Here is a 22,055-nt window from a genome sequence, read left to right on the forward strand (position 1 = left end):
CGTCGGCTACCGTGGGTCCTATGCGGCTCAGATCACACGCGGCAACCGTCTTCGTTTCCGTGGCCGTCCTGGCCGGTTGCGGCCACGCGCCTGCGCCGCAGCCCACCGCCGTGGCGCCCACCCCGGCGCCGGACACCGGGTACGCCGCCACCATCCGGGACCGGATCACCACCGACGCGATGATGGCCCACCTGACGAAGCTGCAGGACATCGCCGACGCCAACGACGGCACCCGGGCGATAGGCACGCCGGGCTACCAGGCCACCGTGGACTATGTGGCAAATGCTCTGCGGGACAAAGGCTTCGATGTGCAAACGCCGGAGTTCGAGGTGCGCCTGCCGTTCGCCGAGGACCCGGTGCTGACGGTTGCGGGGGCGCGGGTGAGTGCCAGTCCGCTCAAGTACACCATCGGCACACCGGAGGGCGGGGTGAGCGGCCCGCTGGTCGTGGCGCGCGCCGACGACACGCCGGGCTGCGCCGAGTCGGATTACGACGGCCTCCCGGTGCAGGGTTCGGTGGTGCTGGTCAACCGCGGCTCGTGTCCGTTCGGGGACAAGCAGTCCGTCGCCGCCAAGCGCGGCGCGCTGGCGCTGATCGTCGCCAACAATGTGGATGGCGATGAGTTCGGCGCCACCCTCGGTGAGGGCACCGACGTCAAGATCCCGGTGGTCGGCGTGACCAAGGCCGAGGGCGCCCGGCTGCGCGCCGCCCCGGGACCGGTGAGCATGACGATGAAAGCCGGCGTCAACGTCGAACGCACCCGCAACGTGATCGCCCAGACCAAGACCGGCTCCGCCGCCGATGTGGTGATGGTGGGCGCGCACCTGGACAGCGTGCCCGAGGGCCCCGGTATCAACGACAACGGTTCCGGAACCGCCGCCGTGCTGGAAACCGCGCTGCAGATGGGTAGTTCGCCGGACGTCCGCAATGCGGTGCGCTTCGGGTTCTGGGGCGCCGAGGAACTGGGTACGCTCGGTTCCACCAACTACATCTCCACACTGGACGTCGATCAACTCAAAGACATTGCGCTGTACCTGAATTTCGACATGCTGGCGTCGCCGAACCCGGGCTACTTCACCTATGACGGTGACCAGTCCCTGCCGCCGGACAAGGACGGCGGCGTGCCGCGGGTGCCCGAGGGCTCCGCGGGTATCGAGCGCACGTTGGTGGCCTACCTGGACGGCGCGGGCAAGCCGGCGGAGGACACGTCGTTCGATGGTCGCTCCGATTACGACGGCTTCACCAAGGCCGGGATCCCGTCCGGTGGACTGTTTTCCGGCGCCGAGGTGGATATGACCGAGGAGCAGGCTCAGCGCTGGGGCGGTAAGGCCAACCAGCCGTTCGACTCGAACTACCACAAGGCGACCGACACCCTCGACCACATCGACCGCACCTCGCTGGACATCCAGGGCAAGGGCGTCGGCTACGCAGTGGCGCTGTACGCCCAGGATCAGCGCGGACGCAACGGGGTTCCGGTCCGCGACGACCGCACCCGGCACACCCTGTCCGGCTCATGAGACGCCTGATCGTCACGGCGTGCGCCGTCGTCACGCTGAGCGCCTGTGCACCCCCGCCACCGCCGTCGCCGGAGATCTCGGCCCAGTACCTGGCCGGCAAGGTGACCGCCGACGCGATGTACACCCATCTGCAGAAGCTCAGCGATATCGGCAGCCGTGAACCGGGCACCCCCGGTTTCGACGCCGCGGTGGATTACATCGCCGGGGTGTTGCGCGACAAGGGTTTCGACGTGCAAACACCCGAATTCGAGTGGCTCAAGACCGGTGACCCCGGCACACCGACGCTGGAAGTGGCCGGCAGGCGCTATCCCGTCGACCAGGGTTCGCCGTTGACGCCGACGGGGCCCGGCGGCCTGAGCGCACTCAGCGTCCGCCCGGCCAAACCGGCGGGCTGCACGGCGGCGGACTACCGCGGCGCCCCCAGCACGACCGGCGCGCTGGTGATCGTCGACGCCCTGGGGTGTTCGGTGGTCGACAAGCAGAATGCGGCCGTGGCGGCGGGTGCCGCCGGCCTGCTGGTGGTGGCCACCGAAGGCGTGCCCGGCCTGTTCCCGCGGGGCTATTACCAAGACCTCAAGGTCCCCGTGGCGATCATCGACCGCGATGTGGACGCCGCGCTGCGCCGCACCAACGCCCCCGTGCGGCTGACCCTGAACGGTAAGGCGGCTCTGGCGCGGTCCCGCAGTGTCCTGGCCCAGACCAAAACCGGCGCCACCGGAAACGTCGTGATGGCCGGCGCGCAACTGGACAGCGCACCGGGCAGCCCCGGCATCAACGACAACGGGACCGGGGTCGCCGCGCTGCTGGCCACCGCAACCGCCCTGGGATCGTCGCCGACCATCGCGAACGCGGTGCGGTTCGCGTTCTGGGGGTCGGAAACCCTTGGCGCCGCGGCGAAGTACCTCGCCGGTCTGGGGGCCGACCAGCTCGACGACATCGCGGTCTACCTGGATGCCGAGATGCTGGGATCGCCGAACGCCGGGTTCTTCACCTACGACGGCGACCAGTCCGGCCCACCCAACCCGGAGATCACCTCGGTCCCGGAGGGCTCGGCCGGGGTGGAACGCACGCTGGCCGGATATCTCAACCTGGCCGGGGTCCGACCCGCCGACATGCCGCTGGACCGGGTGAGCGACTACAGCCCGTTCCTGGCGGCCGGGATCCCCGCCGGCGGCGTCACCACCGGTGGACTGCAGAAGAAGACGCCGGTGCAGGCCCGGCTCTGGGGCGGGACTGCCGGTCGGCCGTTCGACCCGAATACCGGTGGTCCCCGCGACGGGATCGACAACGTCGACCACCGCGCGCTCTCCCTCGCCGGCCCGGCGATCGCCTTCGCCGTCGGCGCCTACGCTGCGTCCACCGACGGACCCAACGGCGTCCCGGCCCGGGACAGCCGCCACCGCAAGCCCTGAGGAGTGCCGTGTACCTGCGTGTCGACACCCGTACCACCCCACCGGATGTCCAGGTCTGCGAACCCGAGGATTTCACCGCGTTCAAGGTCGTGGTCGTGACCGCTGCGCATTCCTGGGTGGATCCGGCCGACCTCAGCGAACTCGCCGGCCGCGGCGGCGACGCGGAATGGCAGCAGAAGCTGGCCGCGATGATCGACTTCGCCCGGTCCAAGGGCTGGACCGACGAAAGCGGCCGGATCCGTGCGCATATCGAACCGGAAGAGGAAACCCACCGCGACTGACGTGCATCGGGCACGATGGCCCGGTGGAACGTCTCGCCCGGATGGCCCTTGCCGCACCCAGACGGATCCTCATCATCGCGGCGCTGATGGTGGTGGCGGCGGCCGTGTTCGGCGTACCGGTGGCGCAGAAGCTGACCGCCGGCGGATTCTCCGACCCCGGAGCCGAGTCGTCGCGTGCCGCCGATCTGCTGACCCGCAAATTCGGCCAGGGCGATATGCAGCTACTGATCGTCGTATCGTCACCCGACGGTGCGATGAGCCCGGCCGCGCGCGCGGTGGGCACGGAGATCGCCGCCGAACTGCATGCGTCCCCGAACGTCGCGACGGTGAACTCCGCCTGGGACACGCCGCATCCCGCACTCACCGAACTTCTCAGCAAGGACGGCAAAGCCGGGCTGATCGTCGCCGGGATCGGTGGCGGCGAGAAGCACGCGCAGGACAATGCCACCGAACTCACCGACCGGCTGGTGCGTGACCGCGACGGGGTGAGCGTCTTGGCCGGCGGCACCGCGATGGTCAATTCGCAGATCACCGCACAGTCGCAGCGGGATCTGCTGCTGATGGAGTCGATCGCCATACCGTTCAGCTTCCTGGTGCTGGTCTGGGTGTTCGGCGGGCTGCTGGCGGCGGCGCTGCCCGTGGTGGTCGGAGTGTCGGCGATCCTCGGATCCCTGGCGGTGCTGCACGTGATCACGTGGTTCGCCGAGGTGTCGGTGTTCGCGCTGAACCTCTGTATGGCAATGGGTTTGGCGTTGGCGATCGACTACACGCTGTTGATGATCAGCAGGTATCGCGATGAGCTGGCCGACGGTGGGGAACCCGGGGATGCGCTGGTGCGCACCATGGCGACGGCGGGCCGCACCGTGGTGTTCTCGGCGACGACGGTGGTGCTGCCGATGTCCACCCTGGTGCTGTTCCCGATGTACTTCCTGAAATCATTCGCCTACGCGGGCGTGGCCACCGTCGTGTTCGCGGCCCTCGCCGCACTGGTGCTGACCCCGGCGGCGATCGTGCTGCTGGGGGACAGGCTGCGCGGCCGGGCCGGCCAATCCAAGCCCGTGGAACGGCAATTCTGGTACCGGTCAACCAGATTCGTGCTGCGCCGACCCGTGGCGATCGGTCTGGCGGTGGTCACCCTGCTGGTCCTGCTCGGCCTGCCCTTCACCGGGGTGCGATGGGGCTTCCCCGACGACCGGGTGTTGCCGGCGTCGGCGTCGGCGCACCAGGTGGGCGACCGGCTGCGTGACGATTTCGTGAACAACTCGGCCACCGCCGTGACCGTCGTGCTACCCGACTCTGCCGGCATCCCCGCTGTCGAGATGCGGCGCTATGCCACCGAACTGGGCGCCGTGATCGACGTATCGGCGGTGTCGCCCCCGGTCCAGAAGGACGGCAGCAGCTACCTCACCGTGTCGAGCACCGCACCGTTGTTCTCCGATGCCTCCGAGGCGCAGCTCGACGGTCTGCACGCGGTGGCGGCACCGGCCGGCCGGGAGGTGCTGATCACCGGAGCGGCCCAGCTGAACCGGGACAGCGTGGACGCGATCACCTCGCGCTTGCCGGTGGTGCTCGGTCTGATCGCCGTGATCACCTTCGTGTTGCTGTTCCTGCTCACCGGAAGCCTCGTGCTGCCCTTGAAAGCGCTTGTGCTCAACGTCCTCTCGCTGTCGGCGGCGTTCGGCGCGCTGGTCTGGATCTTCCAGGACGGCCACCTCGGCGCGTTCGGGACCACACCCACCGGCACGCTGGTGGCAAACATTCCGGTGCTGCTGTTCTGTATCGCCTTCGGGTTGTCCATGGACTACGAGGTGTTCCTGCTGTCGCGAATTCGCGAGTACTGGCTGGCATCCGGGCGCACCGCGGCCGATGTCGGTGAAAGCGTGGCGCTGGGCCTGGCCAGGACCGGTCGCGTGGTAACCGCTGCGGCGCTGGTGATGTCGATCTCATTCGCCGCTCTCATTGCGGCAAACGTGTCATTCATGCGGATGTTCGGCCTCGGCCTGGCGATGGCGGTCCTGATGGATGCCACCCTGGTGCGGATGATGCTGGTCCCCGCGTTCATGCAGGTGATGGGCCGGTGGAACTGGTGGGCACCGAAACCACTGGCACGGCTGCACGATCGGTTCGGATTCACAGACTAAAGCCAGGAACCGGATTGAACCGGATGACGTGGCCCCCCGTGTCCTTGGCATGGGAACTAATGTCGCCGAAGTGTCCAGCTACAGCACCATCGCCGGAGTCCACGGCGTTCTTCCGCCGCACCGATACACCCAAGACGAGGTCACCGAAACGCTGTTGGCGCTCCCTGGCTACCGGGAGCACGAGCAGATGGTCCGCGCTCTGCACAAGAGCGCGAGGGTGCAGAGCAGGTACACAGTGCTGCCGATCGAGGAGTATGCCCGGCTCACCGACTTCGGTGAAGCAAACAATCTCTTCATCGAGCACGCAACCGATCTGGGCTGTGCCGCGCTGTCCGGCGCGCTCGACGAGGCCGGTCTGCGACCCGAGGATGTCGACCTGATCATCACCACCACCGTGACCGGAGCGGTGGTGCCGTCCCTGGACGCGCGCATCGCCGGCCGGCTCGGTCTACGCCCGGACGTCCGCCGGGTCCCGATCTTCGGCCTGGGGTGCGTGGCGGGGGCCGCCGGGGTTGCCCGGCTCAACGACTATCTGCGCGGTGCCCCGGACAAGGTCGCGGTCCTGGTCTCGGTGGAGCTGTGTTCGCTGACCCGCAAACACCATCCGTCGATGCCGACCCTGGTCGCCGGTGCCCTGTTCGGCGACGGCGCCTCCGCGGTGGTCGCGGTGGGGCGGGACCGCGCCGAACGGATGAACCCCACCGGGCCCGACGTGCTCGACTCCACCAGCCATCTGTACCCGGATTCGCTACACGCCATGGGCTGGGATATCGGCAGCCAGGGTTTCGAGATCGTGCTCAGCGCCGAGGTGCCCGGATTCGTCGGCCGCTACCTCGGCGACGATGTCACGAATTTCCTTGGTGCCCATGATCTGACCATCGACGATATCGGCACCTGGGTCAGCCATCCCGGCGGCCCGAAGGTGATCGAGGCCATCATCGACACGTTGGGCTTGCCGGCGGATGCCCTCGACCTGACCTGGCAGTCGCTGGCCGAGGTGGGCAACCTCTCGTCGTCCTCGGTGCTGCACGTGCTGCGGGACACCATCCGCAAGCGGCCGCCCGCCGGGACGCCGGGGGTGCTGATGGCCATGGGGCCGGGATTCTGCTCGGAACTCGTCCTGCTGCGCTGGCGCTGATCGGCATGCGAGGCTTTCTGACCCTGATCTTGCTGGTGGCCGTCGAGCGGGTGGCCGAACTGGTGGTGTCCAATCGCAACCTGAAGTGGAGTAAGACGCACGGCGGCAAGGAGTTCGGGGCAGGTCACTATCCGGTGATGGTCGCGCTGCACACCGGTCTGTTGGTCGGCGCGGTCGCCGAGGCGCGGGTGCGTAAGCGCCGAAGCCGGGCGGCGCTGTGGGTGGTGCTGGCCGCGCAGGTGCTGCGCTGGTGGTGCATCACCACCCTCGGCAAGCAGTGGAACACCCGGGTGGTCGTCGTACCCGGTGCCGACCGCGTCGTCGGCGGGCCGTATCGCTATCTGCCGCACCCGAATTACGTGGCGGTGGTGGCCGAAGGGGCGGCGCTGCCCCTGGTCGGTGGCGCGTGGGTCACGGCGCTGGTGTTCTCCGTCGCCAATGCGATGCTGTTGCGCACCAGGATCCGTGTGGAAGACCAAGCGCTGCGGAGCCTGACCTGATGGACGGCTCGTCGTGATCGACCTGCTCGTCGCGGGAGGTGGTCCGGCCGGTCTCGCCACCGCGGTGCACGCCGCGCGGGCAGGGCTGGAAGTCGTCGTCGTCGAACACCGCCGCGGTCCGATCGACAAGGCATGCGGCGAAGGGTTGATGCCGCATTCGTTGCGGCAGCTGGAACGCATCGGTGTGCGTCCCGTCGGTGAGGATTTTCACGGCATCCGCTACCTCGACGGACGGCGTTGCGCCGAAGCGCGATTCAGGCACGGTCCCGGTCGAGGGGTTCGGCGGACCGTACTGCACACCGCGCTGTCCGAGGCCGCCGCGGCGGCCGGGGTGCGGGTGGTGCACGGCGAGGTCGGTGAGGTCACCCAGGATTCGGAGTCGGTATCCGCGGCGGGGTTGCGGGCGCGGTACCTGGCCGCGGCGGACGGTCTGCACTCACCGATCCGCCGCGCGCTGGGGCTGTCGGCGGGTGAGGCGGCGCAGCGACGGTGGGGGATACGGCGGCATGTGCAGGTCGCTCCCTGGTCGGATTGTGTGGAGGTGCACTGGTCCAGGGACACCGAAGCGTATGTCACGCCGGTGAGTCCGGACTGCGTCGGCGTGGCCATCCTGAAGTCGACGCGGGGTGGCTTCGAGGAGCACCTGAAGCAGTTTCCGGCGCTGATGGCGCGGCTGGACGGCGCGCCGCACGGCCAGGACCGGGCGGCCGGGCCGCTGCGGCAGAAGGTGCGTGACCGGACCGCCGGGCGGGTGCTGCTGGTCGGCGATGCCGCGGGGTATGTCGATGCCCTGACCGGGGAGGGCATGGGACTGGCCTTCGGCGCGGCCGAACTTCTGGTCGACTGCGTACGCACCGGGCGCACCGAGGATTACGACAGGCGGTGGCGGTCCCTCACCCGTCGCTACCGCTTTCTGACCGCGGCCCTGCTGCACGCCACCGGGATCGGGCCGGTGCGCGCCGGCATCACTCCGGTGGCGGCCGCGCTGCCCGCGGTGTTCTCGCGCGTCGTCAGTGCGCTGGGTGACTAGGTTCGTGGCGGCTGGGGGCGCCGAGCAGCCGCATCCCGTGGTACACGACAAGTGCCGCGATGGCGCCCAGTGAGATACCGGTGAACGTCAACGAGCCGATCTGCCAGGTGAAGTCGGCGATCCCGATGATCAACGGGATGGCGGCGGTCATCTGGTTGACGGGCAGGGAGAAGTCCACGTGGTTGGTCAGCCAGATCCGAATGCCGAGCACTCCCACCAGCCCGTAGAGCACGATGGTCGCGCCACCGAGGACACCCGGTGGGATGGCTGAGATGGTGGCACCGACCTTGGGGCACAACGACAAGACGATGGCCACGGCGGCCGCCACCCAGTACGCCGCGGTCGAGTAGATGCGCGTCGCCGCCATCACGCCGATGTTCTCCGCGTAGGTGGTGGTGGCAGACCCGCCGCCCACGCCGGCCAGGACGGTGGCGACCCCGTCGGCGGCCAGTGCCCGGCCCATCACCGGGTCCAGGTCGGTACCCGTCATCTGGCCGACCGACTTGACGTGCCCGATGTTCTCGGCGACCAGCGCGATCACCGCGGGTAGGAAGAGCGGCAGCACCGAGAGGTTGAAGGACGGCGCGTGGAACTGCGGCAGCCCGATCCACGGCGCCGCCGCGATGGCCGCGGTGTCCACCTCGCCGAGGGCCAGGGCCAGCAGGTAGCCGAGCACGACGGCCAGGAAGATGGCGAGCCTGCCCACCATTCCCTTGAAGAAGGCCAGCGTGCCGACCAGCAGGACCAGCGTCACGATGCCGACCAGCGGTCCCTTCTCGAAGTTGTTCTTCGCCGCGGGCGCGAGATTGAACCCGATGAGCGCGACGATCGCCCCGGTCACCACCGGCGGTAACGACGCGTCGAGCCAGCGCGTACCGACGACGTGCACGATGCCGCCGATCACGATCAACAGCACACCCACCGCCACCAAACCGCCGAGCGCACTGCCGGTCCCGTGCGCGGCGACGGCCGCGGTGACCGGTGCGATCACCGCGAAGCTGGACCCGAGGTAGCTGGGCAGCCGGTTGCCGGTGATGAGCAGGAAGGCGATGGTCCCCACCCCGGAGAACAGCAGGGTGGTCGCCGGCGGGAACCCGGTCAGCACCGGGACCAGGAAGGTGGCGCCGAACATCGCCACCACGTGCTGGGCCCCGATGCCGATGGTGCGCGGCCAGCTCAGCCGTTCGTCGGGGGCCACGACGAACGTGCCGTCATGGGTGGGTTCGACGTGCTTCCAGCTGAGCATGCTCACTGCGGGATGTTAACCCGCCAGACGCGGGATCACCTGTTCTCCGAGACGCTCGATGAACCCGACCGGGTCCGGGTTGCCCGGGTGTGGTCCGGCATTGATGAGGTCGATCCCGAGGTCGGCCAGCCGTTCCGCAGTACGCAGATACGCGTCGAGATCGGTGAACGGGTCGGCGAAATGAGCTGCGGTGAGCTTTATTTCGGCGAAGTCGCGGCCGACGTCGGCGCAGTGCCGTTTGAGCACGTCGATCTTGTGCGGCAGTTCCTCGACCGCCGCCGTGGTGTTCCACACGTCGGCGTACTGCGCGACCAGCCGCAGGGTCTTCTTCTCGCCGCCGCCCCCGATGACGATGGGCGGGCGGCGCACCGGCTGGGGCGAGCAGATCGTCTCGGCCAGTTGGTAGTGCGTGCCGTGGTACGGCCCGTTGTCCGCGCTCCACATCTGCAGGCAGATCTGCAGCGTCTCCTCCAACATCTCGAACCGGTCGCGCAGCGGCGGATACGGCACGCCGAGGGCGAGGTGCTCGCGCTCGTACCATGCCGCACCGATGCCGAACATCGACCGGCCCTGGGCCAGGACATCCAGCGTCGTCATGGTTTTGGCGAGCACGCCGGGGTGGCGGTAGGTCACCCCGGTCACCAGCATGGCCAACGTGATGCGCTCGGTACGACCGGCCAGGAACCCCATGCTGGTGTAGCCCTCCAGGAACGGATCCTCGGCCCGGCCCACCGCCTCCATCTGGAACAGGTGATCGGCGAGGGTGAACATGGTGGCCCCGCCGTCTTCGGCGGCTTTCGCCGCGGCGGCCAGGGTGGGGCCGAGTCCGGCGGGATCACCGGGCCGAAAGTCGATGAAATGTACGCCCAATTCCATTGTTGCTCCTCATTTTTCGTTGAGCCGGTCCAGCAGTCCGAGCGCCTCGTTGATGACCTGTCGCTCACGTTCGGTGAAGCGGTCCTCCATGGCCTGCTCCAGCCAGACATTGCGTACCTGTCGATCGCTCTCGGCGTGCGTGCGGCCCGCGGCGGTCAGCGATACCGTCATCCGGCGGCCGTCATCGGGGTCGGGTGCGCGCTGGATCAGGCCGTGCCGGTCCAGCCCGGTCAGGATGGTGGCCATCGACTGCGGCCGCACCCGTTCCGCGCCGGCCAGTTCGCTGGCCGAGGCGGGCCCGTTCTTCAGCAGCCGGAGGAGTACCGCGGTCTGTGCCGGGGACAGGTCGTCAGCTGTGGTGACATCGCGCAGGCGCCGTCGCAGCCGGCCGAACAGCACTCGGATATCGCGGGCCGCGGTGACGGCTGACTCGCTGACTTCGAACACAATAGACAGCCTAGACTGTTCAGTTTGAGCTGTCGATCTTCCCGAAGATCGCCACCGCCACCGCACCCGCCACGGCAGCGCAGAATGCGAGCACGACCAACCAGTCGAATCCGGGGCGCGCGGTGTCGCCGAACAGCACGACGCCGAGGATTCCCGGAATCACCGTCTCGCCGACGACGAGGGCCGCGGCCGCCCCGTTCACCGAGCCGAGCTGCAGTGCGACGGTGAACAGGTAGAAGCCGCCGAGCCCGGCGATGGCGATTGTCCACGCGGCCGGATCGGTGAGCAGCGCGCTCAGCCGGAAGGGGTCGATGCCGTCGGCCGCCCGCACCGCGACCGCCATGGTGCCGTACAGCACGCCGGCGATCAGGCCCGCGGGTATCGCCGCACGGGCTCCGAGAAACCGGACGAGCAGCACTGCCGCGGCGAGGATCACCAGCGCGGTGACCAGCAGTGCCCAATGCAGCCCGGGTGGCCCCGTCCCGGTGCCCAGATGCCCCGTCGTGAATCCCAGGACCAGGAGCGAAACAACCACGGTGCCGATCGCCAGCCAGTCCCGGCCGCCCAACCGCACCCCGAGCACCACGATCCCCAGCAGCGCCGTGACCACCAGGTTGGCGCTGATGATGGTCTGCGACAGGAACAGCGGGATCAGCCGGGCGGACACGAGGCTGGCCAAGAAGCCCAGACCGTCGAGCGCCATGCCGGCGAGGAAGGCCGGGGTGATCGCCGCGCTCACCGTCGAGTGCAGGGTCGGCCCGCCGGTGTGGGCGGGGTCGCGGGAACTCCGCGCCCCATAGGCCTGCAGCACGGATGCGGTTCCGTAGCTGAAGCAGGCGGCCAATGCGGCCAGCAGGCCGATCAGCGGTGGCGAATCGCGTTGGCGGCGAGGTAACCGACGTAACCCAGCGCGCCGAACTTCGCCAGCTTGCGGGTCTTCGGGATCAGCAAGCCGATACCGAGGGCGGTCTCGATGCTGCCGTTGACCTTGATGTGGCGGTCGGTGTCACGCGGGAACGCCGGCTTGGTGATCGGCTCGAACACCTGCGGCGCGACGAAGTGCGTGACACCGGCTCCCGCGAGTGCCAGTCCGGTGAGGACAACGGCCGGGGACTTCTTCTTCTCGGACACGGGGCCGACGGTACCGCAATCAGTTCTTGAGCGATCCGGGTCTCGGGCTGTCCGTCGTCGCGATACACGTGACGGCCCGGTCGCCGCGCTTCCAGGAGGCCTCGGTCGGGTAGAGCACGAACATACCCACCTCGGGATCCGTCATCGCCCTCGACGAGTAGGTCTGCAGCGCGGGCTGGCACTTGTCCTGATAGCCGGAGATCCTGGCCTGGCCCGGAAAGTCGTTGCCCGGCACGGTGATCACGGCGAACACTTCACCCTTGTGCGGTTCGGTGCAGTCGACCGTCTTCACCGACGCCACCAGGCTGGCATCCGACGGGATCTCGGTGAGGCAGTCGCCGAGGCCGACGTCGGCGGCGTCGACCACGTCCGAGTTCTTCACCAGCAGCACGATTCCGATGACGCCGACGACGGCGAACAGCACGAACACGCCAGCGATCAACCCGACGATCAGACCCCACCGGGTCTTGCGCGGTGGCGGGGGTGGGGCCTGATACGGATAGCCGTACGAATACGGCTGCGGCGGTGGCGGGGGTGCCCCGTGCGGTGGCGGATATCCCCCGTCGCCTCGCTCGCCCCAGGGCGGCCCGTAGGGCGGCTGTGTCATGGAATGACGATAACCGCGGCCGAGACCGCGAGCGCGGGAACGTCCAGGGTCTTCGATCCGAGATCATGGCGGGCGCCGGTGATCTCGACGACGGTCACCGGACCCGTCACCAGGTCCGCCGCGGCCCGGATTTCCTCGATGCCGCCGAACGGGTCGGCGGTGCCGTGGGTGAACACCGTCGGGACCGTGATCTGCGGGAGATGCTCGGTGCGGGCACGTTCCGGCTTGCCCGGCGGATGCAGGGGATAGGAGAACAGGGTGAGGACGTCCGGCCCCGCCGCGGTGCCCGCCTGTGCGGCCGTCACCATGGACGTCATCCGCCCGCCGTACGAGTGTCCGCCGGCCACCACCGGCCCGTGACCCAGGCTGCGCGCCCAGGCGATGGCCTCGGCGATGCCGTCCTGATCGGCCTTCGCCGAACCCGACGGAGGGCCCTTGGGGCGCCGGCGCCGGTAGGGCAGGTTGTACCGGACCGCGAGGAATCCGCGGCGCGCCCACTCGTCACAGATGCGGATCAGCAGCGGGGAGTCCCGGTTGCCGCCGGCGCCGTGGGTGAGCAGCACCACGCCTTTCGGGCGCACCTCGGGCTCGTGGGCCACCCCGGCCAGGTCCTCAAGACCCATGCTGCAACCTGAACAGTGCGTTCACCGGACCGTGGCCATGGCCCAAAGGGTATGCGGCGCGCAGACATTCGGTCACCCAGCGCTTGGCGAAGGCCACCGCGTCGGGCACCGGGTAGCCGTGTGCCAGGGCGCAGGTGGTGGCAGCGGCCAGGGTGTCACCGGCGCCGTGGTCATGACCGGTGTCGATGCGTTCAGCGTCGAATTCGTAGAAGTCGGTGCCGTCGTAGAGCAGATCGGGGCTGTGCGTCGAGGAGCGCAGGTGCCCACCCTTGACCAGTGCCCAGCGCGGACCCAGCGCATGGAGGGCCTTCGCCGCATCGCGCTGGGTCGCCGCGTCCACCACGTCGATCCCGGTGATCAGTCGCACCTCGTCGAGATTCGGTGTCACCAGGGTGGCGATCGGGAACAGCTGGTGACGCACCGAATCCAGTGCCGAGGGATGCAGCAGCGGGTCGCCGTGCATGGAGGCGCACACCGGGTCGACCACCAGTGGGGCGTCGGTGTTCAGGCCGCGCCAGGTCTGGGCCACCACGCCGATGATGTCCGCCGAGGCCAGCATCCCGGTCTTGGCGGCCTGGATGCCGATGTCACCGGCGACCACCTCGATCTGGCCCGCGATGACATCCAGTGGGATCTCGTGAAAACCCTTGACGCCCAGAGAGTTCTGCACCGTCACCGCAGCGACCGCCACGCATCCGTGCAGTCCGAGCATGGCGAAGGTGCGCAGGTCGGCCTGGATGCCTGCGCCGCCGCCGGAATCGCTGCCGGCAATCGTCATCACCCGGTGCGGCGTCTGCCCGGGCGGTGTCAGCGGCAGAAAGCTCATGAACTCAAGGGTAGATACACCCGGTTGCCCTGCTCGGCGAACTCCAGGGATTTCTGGTCCATGGCGTCGCGGATATCCTGCGTGATCCGCATGGAGCAGAACTTCGGTCCGCACATCGAGCAGAAATGGGCGGTCTTGGCCGGTTCGGCGGGCAGGGTCTGGTCGTGGAATTCCCGGGCGGTGTCGGGGTCCAGGGACAGGGCGAACTGGTCGTGCCAGCGGAACTCGAAGCGGGCCTTGGACAGGGCGTCGTCGCGTTCCTGGGCGCGTGGGTGACCTTTGGCCAGGTCCGCGGCGTGTGCGGCGATCTTGTAGGCGATCACCCCGTCCTTGACGTCCTTGCGGTCCGGCAGGCCCAGGTGTTCCTTGGGGGTGACGTAGCAGAGCATCGCCGTGCCTGCCTGGGCGATGATCGCCGCTCCGATCGCCGACGTGATGTGGTCATAGCCGGGGGCGATATCGGTGGCCAACGGGCCCAGCGTGTAGAACGGGGCCTCGTCGCAGAGTTCCTCCTCCAGGCGCACGTTCTCCACGATCTTGTGCATGGGGACGTGGCCGGGGCCTTCGATCATCACCTGCACGCCATGGGCTTTGGCGATCTTGGTGAGTTCGCCCAGGGTTTCCAGCTCGGCGAACTGCGCGGCGTCGTTGGCATCGGCGATCGATCCGGGACGTAACCCGTCACCCAGGGAGAAGGTGACGTCATAGCGGGCCAGGATGTCGCACAGGTCGCCGAAGCGTTCGTAGAGGAATGACTCCCGGTGGTGTGCCAGCATCCAGGCCGCCATGATCGAGCCGCCGCGGGACACGATGCCGGTGACCCGCTTGACGGTCAGCGGGATGTAGCGCAGCAGCACCCCCGCGTGCACCGTCATGTAGTCGACACCTTGTTCGCACTGCTCGATCACGGTGTCGCGGTAGATCTCCCAGGTGAGTGTGGTCGGGTCGCCGTTGACCTTCTCCAGGGCCTGGTAGATCGGCACGGTGCCGACCGGTACGGGGGAGTTGCGCAGGATCCACTCGCGGGTGGTGTGGATATCGGCACCGGTGGACAGGTCCATGATGGTGTCCGCGCCCCACCGGGTCGCCCACACCATCTTGTCGACCTCCTCGGCGATCGACGACGTCACCGCCGAGTTGCCGATATTGGCGTTGATCTTCACCGCGAACGCCTTGCCGATGATCATCGGTTCGCATTCGGGGTGGTGGTGGTTGGCCGGGATGACCGCGCGGCCGCGGGCGACCTCGTCGCGCACCAGCTCGGCGGGCATCCCCTCGCGTTCGGCGATGAACGCCATCTCGGCGGTGATCTCCCCGGCGCGGGCGCGCTGCAGCTGGGTGCCCTTGTCGCGCACCACACCGGCCCGCGGGGCCAGGCCTTTCTCCAGGTCGATGGTGGCGTTGTCGTCGGTGTAGGGCCCCGACGTGTCGTACAGGTCGAAATGCTCACCGGTGGTCAGATGCACGCGGCGCAACGGCACGCCACCTTCGGTGTACACCTTGGAGCTGCCAGAAATAGAGCCAACGGAAACAGTCATCAACAGATCTCCCTACGCCGGCATTACCCGGTCAGGTTCATACGGTCGACGGCCCGGTCCTTCGCGGTGCGAAGACTTTGGTCTAGCCGTCCTCTCAGCGCACTTGGGTGCACTCCCGTGTTGGACGAGTTCCAAGCTAGCCCACGTCACCGGGAATGTGAATTGCCGGGTGATCGTTTGGATAGCTAATATATGTTTTTCCGATCCGCAGAGCTGAAGGCTGATGACGACCGAGATTGAGCTGACCGCCGAGGCCGAAACCGCCCGCCGTCGCACGCGGATGGACCACGATCACCCCTTCTACAAGTGGGTGGTGCTGTCCAACACGACGTTGGGCATCCTGCTGGCGGCCATCAACGCCTCCATCGTGTTGATCTCACTGCCCGCCATCTTCCGGGGGATCGGACTGAACCCGCTGGCCCCGGGCAATGTCAGCTACCTGCTCTGGATGCTGATGGGCTACCTCGTGGTGACGGCGGTCCTGGTGGTTCCGTTCGGCAGGCTCGGCGACATGTACGGCCGCGTGAAGATCTACAACCTCGGTTTCGTGGTGTTCACAGTGGCGGCGATCGCGTTGTCCTTCGACCCGTTCCATCTCGGCGGTGGCGCCGTGTGGCTGATCGCGTGGCGGGTGATCCAGGGTATCGGCGGGGCCATGCTGATGGCGTCCTCGTCGGCGATCCTCACCGATGCGTTCCCGGCCAACCAGCGCGGTATGGCGCTCGGCACCAACATGGTGGCTGCCGTCGCCGGATCCTTCCTCGGTCTGCTGATCGGCGGATTCCTCTCCGAATGGCACTGGAAGGCCGTGTTCTGGGTCGGCGTGCCCATCGGTGTGCTCGGCACGATCTGGAGCTACCGCTCATTGCGAGAACTCGGCAGCCGCACCTCCGGCCGGCTGGATTGGGCCGGCACCGTGACGTTCGGGCTCGGGCTCACCGTGCTGTTGATCGGTATCACCTACGGCATCCAGCCCTACGGGGACTCGACCACCGGGTGGACCAGCCCGTGGGTGCTCGGCTCGATCGCGGCGGGTCTGGCACTGCTGGTGGGGTTCTGCTTCATCGAGTTGCACGTCGATTCCCCGATGGTCGACATCCGGCTGTTCAAATCCGCGGCGTTCGGCATGGGCAATCTGGCCGGGCTGATGTCGTCGATGGGCCGCGGTGGGCTGCAGTTCATGCTCATCATCTGGTTACAGGGCATCTGGCTGCCGCTGCACGGCTACACCTTCGAATCCACCCCGCTGTGGGCCGGTATCTACCTGCTTCCGGTGACGGTCGGATTCCTGGTGGCCGCGCCGATTGCCGGGTGGCTCTCCGATCGTTTCGGCGCGCGCCCACTGACGGTCGGCGGCATGTTGCTGATGGCTGCGACATTTGTGGCCCTGCTGCTCATTCCGGTCAATTTCGACTACTGGATGTTCGCCATCCTGGTGTTCCTCAACGGGCTCGGCGGCGGCATCTTCACCGCTCCCAACACGGCGGCCATCATGTCCAGCGTGCCGGCCGATCAGCGTGGTGCCGCCTCCGGTGTGCGGTCGACGTTCTTCAACGGCGGCAACTCGTTGTCGATCGGCATCTTCTTCTCGCTCATGATCATCGGTCTGGCCAACACTCTGCCTGCCGCGATGTCGAGCGGTCTTGCCGCTCAGGGTGTTTCGCCACAGGTGGCACATGAGGTGGCGAACCTGCCGCCGGTGGGCAGCCTGTTCGCGGCCTTCCTGGGCTACAACCCGATGGCCGAGTTGCTGGCGCCCTCGGGCGCGCTGCATCAGCCCGGCGTGAACGCCGACGTGCTGACCGGGCAGACCTTCTTCCCGCAGCTGATCACCGCGCCGTTCCACTCCGGCCTGGTGGTGGTGTTCAGCGCCGCCGCGGTGATGATGGTCATCGGTGCGATCGCCTCGCTGTTCAGTGCGGGCCGCTACGGCACGGCGCCGGGCGCGGACAACGCGGCCTGACATCCGGGCGCGGCTTTCTCAGACGAGCAGGAGCCAGGCCAACAACACCATCAGGGCCACACCCACCAGCACGGCGCCGACGATCCACACGATCAAGAAACTGGGCCGGTCGTCGACCAACGATGCGCAGTCGCATTCGTCGGGATGCTGGCACCCGCACGTGTATGCAGATCGTCTCATGGCCACCCCCACGTGAGCATAGCAACGTTTGATGTGAATCCGGCTGAGCAGATGTCGCTGTATTTGCTGAGAATCACCTGATCACTGCTGCCTGGGTATTCGATCGGTAACGGCACGTGCACAGCGTGATAACGCCGCGGCGTGCGCTGCGATCGGCGACGCGGGCTTGCGGGTTTGCTCGCGGGTTTCTCCGAAACCCGACCGCGCGAGCCGGTGATGGCAACGCCGTCGGCTTCCGCGCGCGGGTCTCGCCAGTGGTCTGCCGAAAGGTCGGCGTGGTGCCCGCGATGCGGTGATCCGATCGCCAATTCGCCGTCAGAAACTGTGCCATTGACAAATGACACAGTTGGTGGTGACGTAGTGGCCGTGACGGATACCGAGGTACCCACCCGCGCCGCGCCGCGCGCACTGCTGTCCGCAGCGGCCACCCGTGCAACGCTGGGATCGCTGACCAGCGTCATCCCGATGAACCGGGCGGGCGTCGGGTTCGGGCGCACCCTGATCGCCGCCATCATGGCGATGGGCGGGTCCATGCCTGCCGGCGCCACGATCATCCCGGACGAGGGGGGTGAGTGGGTGCTGGGCCCGGGCGTCGAATTCGGCAGGCGGGCAGGCTATTACGTGCACGGCAGCGCCTACGTCATCTGCTCGGCCAAAACCCACCGCAAACTGGTCGCCCGGCTGTCGGAGGCCACCGGTCTGCCCATGTTCGTGGTGGACTACCGGCTCGCACCCGAGCACCGGTTCCCGGCCGCGGCCCAGGACGTCGAAGCCGGCTATCGCCGACTGCTGGCGCAGGGCTACGCGGCGTCCGACATCGTGATCGGGGCGGATTCCGCGGGCGGCCACCTGACCTGCGACATGCTGCTCGCCCACGCCGGCGACGCGGCCTTCCAGCCTGCCGGTGTAGTGCTGTTCTCACCACTGATCGACCTCACCCTCGGGCTCGCCGAACGGCAGGAGACGGTTCGCCGCGATCCCGCCATGTCGGCGGGTGCGGCGCGCAGGATGGTGAGCCTCTACACGCGGGGACAGGATCCGGATCATCCGCGGCTCAAGCTCGATTTCAGCGCGGCGCGGGCACTGCCACCCATGCTGATCCAGGTCGGCGGGTGCGAGATGCTCGCCGCCGATGCCAGATACCTCGACGCCCAACTGCGGGAAGCCGGTGGCGTCAGCACTCTGGAGATCTGGCCCGGCATGGTGCATGTCTTTCAGGCACTGCCCAAGCTGGCTCCCGAGGCGACGGTCGCGCTGCGCCGGGCGGCGAACTTCATCGCCGACCGGTTCTCCGACGAACTGCAGGAGATCGGCTGATGTTCACTCTGTTCGGACTTTTCGGTGGGCCCGCCCGCACCGCTGACGCGAAGGCCGTGGTGACCGGTGCGGGCAGCGGTATCGGAAGGTCGTTCGCCCTCGAGCTCGCCCGGCGGGGTGGCGAGGTCATCTGCGCGGATATTGACGCCGCCCGCGCGGCCGACACGGTCGGGCTGATCGACCAGCTGCCGACCGGCAGGGGCCACGCCGTGCAGTGCGATGTGTCCGATCGCGGCGCGATCGAACTGCTGGCCAAGCAGGCGCAGGAGATCTTCGCCGGTGCACCCACGCTGGTGATCAACAACGCCGGCGTCGGTATCGGCGGAAAACCGGTCGGGGACATCGGGTTCGACGACTGGGACTGGGCACTGGGCATCAACCTGTGGGGCGTGGTTTACGGATGCGAGGTGTTCACCCCCATCCTGCGTGAGGCGGGCCGGGGCGGCATCATCAACGTGGCCTCCGCGGCCGGTTTCGCCGCGGCCCCGTCGATGGCCGCCTACAACGTGTCCAAGGCCGGGGTGATGTCCCTGTCGGAGACCCTGGCCGCGGAACTGAACGGCACAGGTATCGCCGTCACCGTGCTGTGTCCGACGTTCGTGAAAACCAACGTCTTCACCGACGGCCGCATCACTCCGGCATCGATGAACCTGAGCCAGCAGCTGGCGCGCTGGACCGGCCTGTCCGCCGACAATGTCGCCGCGCGCACCCTCGATGCGCACGACGGTGGCCGGCTGTACGTCGTCCCGCAGTTGGACGCGACCGTCATCTGGCATCTCAAGCGGCACTTCCCAGCCCTCTACGTACGCGGCGCCGGGCTGCTCGGCCGCCTCCTCCCCGACAACTGAAAGGACCGGCAATCATGGCGATGAATCTCGACGACATGCTGCAGAAGATCAAGGACAAGCAGTGGGCACTGGTCGATATCGACTGGGACGCACCGGGAGCCGAACTGATCGAACCCGAGCTGTGGGCCAAGCTCAAGCCGTTCATGACCGATCTGATGTGGATCGAGAACGTCGGCGCCCGGGGCTTCGCGGCCCTGGCCAAGAAGGCCCCGACCCCGACGCTGAAGAGCATCTACGAGCACTTCCACGCCGAGGAGCAGAAGCACGCCAACGCCGAGCTTGCGCTGATGCGGCGCTGGGGCATGCTGGAGAACGACGAGATCCCGCCGCCGAGCGTCAACGTGCAACTGGTGATCACCTGGCTGGACAAGTTCTCCGACGGTATGTCCCTGTCGATCCTGGGCACCGTCATCCCGATGCTGGAGGTCGCACTCGACGGTGCGTTGATCAAGTTCATCACCGACGAGGTGAAAGATCCGGTGGCACAAGAGGTGTTCAAGCGGATCAACTCCGACGAATCCCGGCACCTGGCGGTGGACTTCGAGGTCATGGACATCCTGGGCCACGCCGGAATGCGCAAGTTGGCGGTCGAATTCGTCGGCAGCTGGATGAATCCCGCGCTGGTGATCGGCACGCTGAGCTACTTCCCGCTGCTGAACAAGATGCGCGACAACATCGTGGCCATGGGCGTCAACGAGGAACGGCTGTACCAGGCCATGCGTCGCTTCCGGAGTGTCGGTGAGCGAAGCGAATTCGTGCACCGGGTACCGATGTACCGGTTCATCTCGTGGCACAGCAAGAAGGTCATCGACCGTAGCTCCAAGTATCACTGGCTGGCTGACTCGCTGGTGAAGGTCACCGGCGCCATCCCGATCTCGATGGTGCGCAACACCCCGACCTGGTCGCAGGAACTGACCTACGAGCCCGTGGCGTAAAGGAACCAAGACCGTGACCATCTCTGTAGCCATCATCGGCGCCGGCTTCGCCGGTATCGGTGCGGCCATCCGGCTCAAAGACCAGGGCATCACCGATTTCGTGATCTACGAACGTGACAGCCGGGTCGGCGGTACCTGGCGCGACAACACCTATCCCGGTGCGGCCTGTGATATCCCGTCGCGGCTGTACTCCTACAGTTTCGCGCCCAACCCGGACTGGTCACACACCTACTCCGGCAGCGCCGAGATCCTGCAGTACATCGACGGCATGGTCGCCACGGCCGGCCTGGAGTCGCAGATCCGCTTCGGGCACAACGTCACCGGTGTGGTCTACGACCAGGACGCGGGGGAGTGGACGGTGAGGTTCAGGGGCCGTAAACCGGTGCGCGCCCGTGCCGTGATCGTCGCCTCCGGCCCGCTGGCGAACGTGAGCCTGCCTGACATCCCGGGCATCGACTCCTATGAGGGTAAGAAGATCCACAGCGCCCGTTGGGATCACGATTTCGATTTCGCGGGCAAGAAGGTCGCCGTCGTCGGCACCGGCGCCAGCGGGGTGCAGATCGTCCCGGAACTGGTGAAGGTCGCCGAGTCGGTGAAGGTCTTTCAGCGCACGGCCGGCTGGGTGCTGCCGCGCGTCAACACTCCCACCGCGGACTGGATCAAGAATATCTACCAGAAGGCACCGCTGGCCGAGAAGCTCATGCGCGCCGCATGGTTCTGGGGCCACGAGTCGGTGGCGCTCGGCGTGGTGTGGGACACCCCGTTCACCCGCCTGGTGGAGGCCGTCAGTCTCGCGAATCTCCGTATTCAGGTGAGAGATTCGTGGTTACGCCGGCAGTTGACGCCGGACTTCTCGGCAGGCTGTAAGCGGCTGCTGATGACCAGCGAGTACTACCCCGCGCTGCAGGCGGAGAACTGCAAGCTGGTGACGTGGCCGATCGCGCGGTTGTCCCCGAAGGGAATTCGCACCGTGGAGGGTATCGAGCACCAGTTCGACGCCATCGTCTTCGCGACCGGTTTCGACGTGTCCAAAGCCGGCACGCCGTTTCCGGTCACCGGTATCGACGGGCGCGACCTGGCCTCGGAATGGAACCGGGGCGCCTACGCCTACCGCAGCGTGGCGGTATCCGGCTACCCCAACCTGTACTTCACCTTCGGGCCGAACTCCGGGCCCGGCCACAGCTCGGCCCTGGTGTACATGGAAGCGCAGATCGACTACATCACCGGGGCGATCGCCAAGCTGCTGCAGTTCGGCTGGAAGGCGCTCGACGTCCGGCCGGAGGTGCAGGCCCGCTACAACGAGGACATCCAGCGCAGGCTGGCTTCCACCACCTGGAACTCGGGCTGCCAGAGCTGGTACCTGACCGAGGACGGCTTCAACGCGACCATGTTCCCCGGGTTCGCCACCCAGTACGTCAACCAGCTGAAGACGGTGGACCTGGCCGACTACCGGATTACCGTGGCGGATACCAGCAGTGCCCCCGTGCTGACCGCATAGA

At 67.6% G+C, this 22,055-nt stretch carries 22 protein-coding genes; 12 read left to right on the forward strand and 10 right to left on the reverse strand.

Translation table 11 applies throughout. The annotated features are described in order from the left end of the window. The first annotated feature begins 20 nt into the window (after nucleotides 1-20). The 7 genes from FHU31_RS04975 to FHU31_RS05005 are packed head-to-tail and all read left to right on the forward strand — an operon-like array spanning nucleotide 21 to nucleotide 8,019. Nucleotides 21-1,517, forward strand: a complete 1,497-nt coding sequence (locus FHU31_RS04975; protein WP_167156415.1) for a M28 family metallopeptidase — start codon at nucleotides 21-23, stop codon at nucleotides 1,515-1,517. Then, nucleotides 1,514-2,929, forward strand: a complete 1,416-nt coding sequence (locus tag FHU31_RS04980; RefSeq protein ID WP_167156417.1) for a M28 family peptidase — start codon at nucleotides 1,514-1,516, stop codon at nucleotides 2,927-2,929. The genes FHU31_RS04975 and FHU31_RS04980 overlap by 4 nt, the downstream gene beginning before the upstream one ends. A gap of 8 nt (nucleotides 2,930-2,937) precedes the next feature. After that, nucleotides 2,938-3,210, forward strand: coding sequence for a hypothetical protein (locus FHU31_RS04985; RefSeq protein WP_167156419.1), 273 nt, complete (start codon nucleotides 2,938-2,940; stop codon nucleotides 3,208-3,210). A 41-nt stretch (nucleotides 3,211-3,251) separates the two neighbouring features. Next, entirely contained in the window at nucleotides 3,252-5,351 is a 2,100-nt protein-coding gene (locus FHU31_RS04990) for an MMPL family transporter (RefSeq protein WP_167160645.1), read from the forward strand. 49 nt (nucleotides 5,352-5,400) lie between these two features. Beyond that, the gene (locus tag FHU31_RS04995) at nucleotides 5,401-6,489 is read left to right on the forward strand and encodes a type III polyketide synthase (protein WP_167156421.1); all 1,089 of its coding nucleotides are present in this window, start codon (nucleotides 5,401-5,403) and stop codon (nucleotides 6,487-6,489) included. 5 nt (nucleotides 6,490-6,494) lie between these two features. Beyond that, a complete protein-coding gene (locus tag FHU31_RS05000; RefSeq protein ID WP_167156423.1) occupies nucleotides 6,495-6,989 on the forward strand; it encodes an isoprenylcysteine carboxyl methyltransferase family protein in 495 nt (164 codons plus the stop codon). 13 nt (nucleotides 6,990-7,002) lie between these two features. Beyond that, complete coding sequence (locus tag FHU31_RS05005) at nucleotides 7,003-8,019, forward strand: NAD(P)/FAD-dependent oxidoreductase (RefSeq protein ID WP_167156425.1); 1,017 nt, start codon at nucleotides 7,003-7,005, stop codon at nucleotides 8,017-8,019. Here FHU31_RS05005 and FHU31_RS05010 read toward each other — a convergent pair. The 9 genes from FHU31_RS05010 to thiC are packed head-to-tail and all read right to left on the reverse strand — an operon-like array spanning nucleotide 8,000 to nucleotide 15,313. Further along, nucleotides 8,000-9,265: a uracil-xanthine permease family protein gene (locus FHU31_RS05010; protein ID WP_167160647.1), complete on the reverse strand. Its 1,266-nt coding sequence runs from the start codon at nucleotides 9,263-9,265 to the stop codon at nucleotides 8,000-8,002. The two genes, FHU31_RS05005 and FHU31_RS05010, sit on opposite strands and share 20 nt — an antisense overlap. A gap of 15 nt (nucleotides 9,266-9,280) precedes the next feature. Then, on the reverse strand, nucleotides 9,281-10,141 hold the full coding sequence (locus FHU31_RS05015; RefSeq protein WP_167156427.1) for an LLM class F420-dependent oxidoreductase: 861 nt from the start codon (nucleotides 10,139-10,141) through the stop codon (nucleotides 9,281-9,283). A gap of 9 nt (nucleotides 10,142-10,150) precedes the next feature. Next, nucleotides 10,151-10,588 carry a MarR family winged helix-turn-helix transcriptional regulator gene (locus FHU31_RS05020; protein WP_167156429.1) on the reverse strand — a complete coding sequence of 146 codons (438 nt, stop codon included), beginning with the start codon at nucleotides 10,586-10,588 and terminating at the stop codon, nucleotides 10,151-10,153. Nucleotides 10,589-10,607: 19 nt separating this feature from the next. Continuing rightward, a complete protein-coding gene (locus tag FHU31_RS05025) occupies nucleotides 10,608-11,453 on the reverse strand; it encodes a DMT family transporter (RefSeq protein ID WP_167160649.1) in 846 nt (281 codons plus the stop codon). Then, nucleotides 11,450-11,719 carry a DoxX-related protein gene (locus FHU31_RS05030; protein ID WP_167156431.1) on the reverse strand — a complete coding sequence of 90 codons (270 nt, stop codon included), beginning with the start codon at nucleotides 11,717-11,719 and terminating at the stop codon, nucleotides 11,450-11,452. Before FHU31_RS05030 ends, FHU31_RS05025 begins: the two co-directional genes overlap by 4 nt. Nucleotides 11,720-11,738: 19 nt before the next feature. Then, nucleotides 11,739-12,326: a septum formation family protein gene (locus FHU31_RS05035; protein ID WP_167156433.1), complete on the reverse strand. Its 588-nt coding sequence runs from the start codon at nucleotides 12,324-12,326 to the stop codon at nucleotides 11,739-11,741. Continuing rightward, nucleotides 12,323-12,949, reverse strand: coding sequence for an alpha/beta hydrolase family protein (locus tag FHU31_RS05040; protein WP_167156435.1), 627 nt, complete (start codon nucleotides 12,947-12,949; stop codon nucleotides 12,323-12,325). Before FHU31_RS05040 ends, FHU31_RS05035 begins: the two co-directional genes overlap by 4 nt. Continuing rightward, complete coding sequence (gene thiD, locus FHU31_RS05045) at nucleotides 12,939-13,775, reverse strand: bifunctional hydroxymethylpyrimidine kinase/phosphomethylpyrimidine kinase (protein WP_167156437.1); 837 nt, start codon at nucleotides 13,773-13,775, stop codon at nucleotides 12,939-12,941. The genes FHU31_RS05040 and thiD overlap by 11 nt, the downstream gene beginning before the upstream one ends. Then, complete coding sequence (thiC, locus tag FHU31_RS05050; protein ID WP_167156438.1) at nucleotides 13,772-15,313, reverse strand: phosphomethylpyrimidine synthase ThiC; 1,542 nt, start codon at nucleotides 15,311-15,313, stop codon at nucleotides 13,772-13,774. Before thiC ends, thiD begins: the two co-directional genes overlap by 4 nt. A gap of 223 nt (nucleotides 15,314-15,536) precedes the next feature. Here thiC and FHU31_RS05055 point away from each other — a divergent pair, with 223 nt between their 5' ends. Next, nucleotides 15,537-17,276, forward strand: a complete 1,740-nt coding sequence (locus FHU31_RS05055) for an MFS transporter (RefSeq protein WP_167156440.1) — start codon at nucleotides 15,537-15,539, stop codon at nucleotides 17,274-17,276. Nucleotides 17,277-17,294: 18 nt separating this feature from the next. On the opposite strand, the gene FHU31_RS05060 is transcribed toward FHU31_RS05055, so the two are convergent. Next, nucleotides 17,295-17,456 carry a hypothetical protein gene (locus FHU31_RS05060; protein ID WP_167156442.1) on the reverse strand — a complete coding sequence of 54 codons (162 nt, stop codon included), beginning with the start codon at nucleotides 17,454-17,456 and terminating at the stop codon, nucleotides 17,295-17,297. A gap of 360 nt (nucleotides 17,457-17,816) precedes the next feature. Here FHU31_RS05060 and FHU31_RS05065 point away from each other — a divergent pair, with 360 nt between their 5' ends. Genes FHU31_RS05065 through FHU31_RS05080 form a run of 4 tightly spaced genes read left to right on the forward strand, consistent with a single transcriptional unit; the run spans nucleotide 17,817 to nucleotide 22,054 of the window. Continuing rightward, nucleotides 17,817-18,773: an alpha/beta hydrolase gene (locus FHU31_RS05065; RefSeq protein ID WP_308206732.1), complete on the forward strand. Its 957-nt coding sequence runs from the start codon at nucleotides 17,817-17,819 to the stop codon at nucleotides 18,771-18,773. Further along, entirely contained in the window at nucleotides 18,773-19,621 is an 849-nt protein-coding gene (locus FHU31_RS05070) for an SDR family NAD(P)-dependent oxidoreductase (protein ID WP_167156445.1), read from the forward strand. The genes FHU31_RS05065 and FHU31_RS05070 overlap by 1 nt, the downstream gene beginning before the upstream one ends. Before the next feature lie 14 nt (nucleotides 19,622-19,635). Then, nucleotides 19,636-20,556, forward strand: a complete 921-nt coding sequence (locus FHU31_RS05075; RefSeq protein WP_167156447.1) for a ferritin-like domain-containing protein — start codon at nucleotides 19,636-19,638, stop codon at nucleotides 20,554-20,556. A 13-nt stretch (nucleotides 20,557-20,569) separates the two neighbouring features. Then, a complete protein-coding gene (locus tag FHU31_RS05080) occupies nucleotides 20,570-22,054 on the forward strand; it encodes a flavin-containing monooxygenase (protein WP_167156449.1) in 1,485 nt (494 codons plus the stop codon). The last annotated feature ends 1 nt before the right edge of the window (nucleotide 22,055 follow it).

The sequence above is a fragment of the Mycolicibacterium fluoranthenivorans genome, from assembly GCF_011758805.1.
Classification (GTDB): domain Bacteria; phylum Actinomycetota; class Actinomycetes; order Mycobacteriales; family Mycobacteriaceae; genus Mycobacterium; species Mycobacterium fluoranthenivorans.

Coding starts and splice junctions, on each gene's coding strand:
- FHU31_RS04975 (WP_167156415.1), top strand. CDS start 21: ATGCGGCTCAGATCACACGCGGCAACCGTCTTCGTTTCCGTGGCCGTC.
- FHU31_RS04980 (WP_167156417.1), top strand. CDS start 1,514: ATGAGACGCCTGATCGTCACGGCGTGCGCCGTCGTCACGCTGAGCGCC.
- FHU31_RS04990 (WP_167160645.1), top strand. CDS start 3,252: ATGGCCCTTGCCGCACCCAGACGGATCCTCATCATCGCGGCGCTGATG.
- FHU31_RS04995 (WP_167156421.1), top strand. CDS start 5,401: ATGGGAACTAATGTCGCCGAAGTGTCCAGCTACAGCACCATCGCCGGA.
- FHU31_RS05000 (WP_167156423.1), top strand. CDS start 6,495: ATGCGAGGCTTTCTGACCCTGATCTTGCTGGTGGCCGTCGAGCGGGTG.
- FHU31_RS05010 (WP_167160647.1), bottom strand. CDS start 9,265: ATGCTCAGCTGGAAGCACGTCGAACCCACCCATGACGGCACGTTCGTC.
- FHU31_RS05015 (WP_167156427.1), bottom strand. CDS start 10,141: ATGGAATTGGGCGTACATTTCATCGACTTTCGGCCCGGTGATCCCGCC.
- FHU31_RS05035 (WP_167156433.1), bottom strand. CDS start 12,326: ATGACACAGCCGCCCTACGGGCCGCCCTGGGGCGAGCGAGGCGACGGG.
- FHU31_RS05040 (WP_167156435.1), bottom strand. CDS start 12,949: ATGGGTCTTGAGGACCTGGCCGGGGTGGCCCACGAGCCCGAGGTGCGC.
- thiD (WP_167156437.1), bottom strand. CDS start 13,775: ATGAGCTTTCTGCCGCTGACACCGCCCGGGCAGACGCCGCACCGGGTG.
- thiC (WP_167156438.1), bottom strand. CDS start 15,313: ATGACTGTTTCCGTTGGCTCTATTTCTGGCAGCTCCAAGGTGTACACC.
- FHU31_RS05055 (WP_167156440.1), top strand. CDS start 15,537: ATGACGACCGAGATTGAGCTGACCGCCGAGGCCGAAACCGCCCGCCGT.
- FHU31_RS05060 (WP_167156442.1), bottom strand. CDS start 17,456: ATGAGACGATCTGCATACACGTGCGGGTGCCAGCATCCCGACGAATGC.
- FHU31_RS05070 (WP_167156445.1), top strand. CDS start 18,773: ATGTTCACTCTGTTCGGACTTTTCGGTGGGCCCGCCCGCACCGCTGAC.
- FHU31_RS05075 (WP_167156447.1), top strand. CDS start 19,636: ATGGCGATGAATCTCGACGACATGCTGCAGAAGATCAAGGACAAGCAG.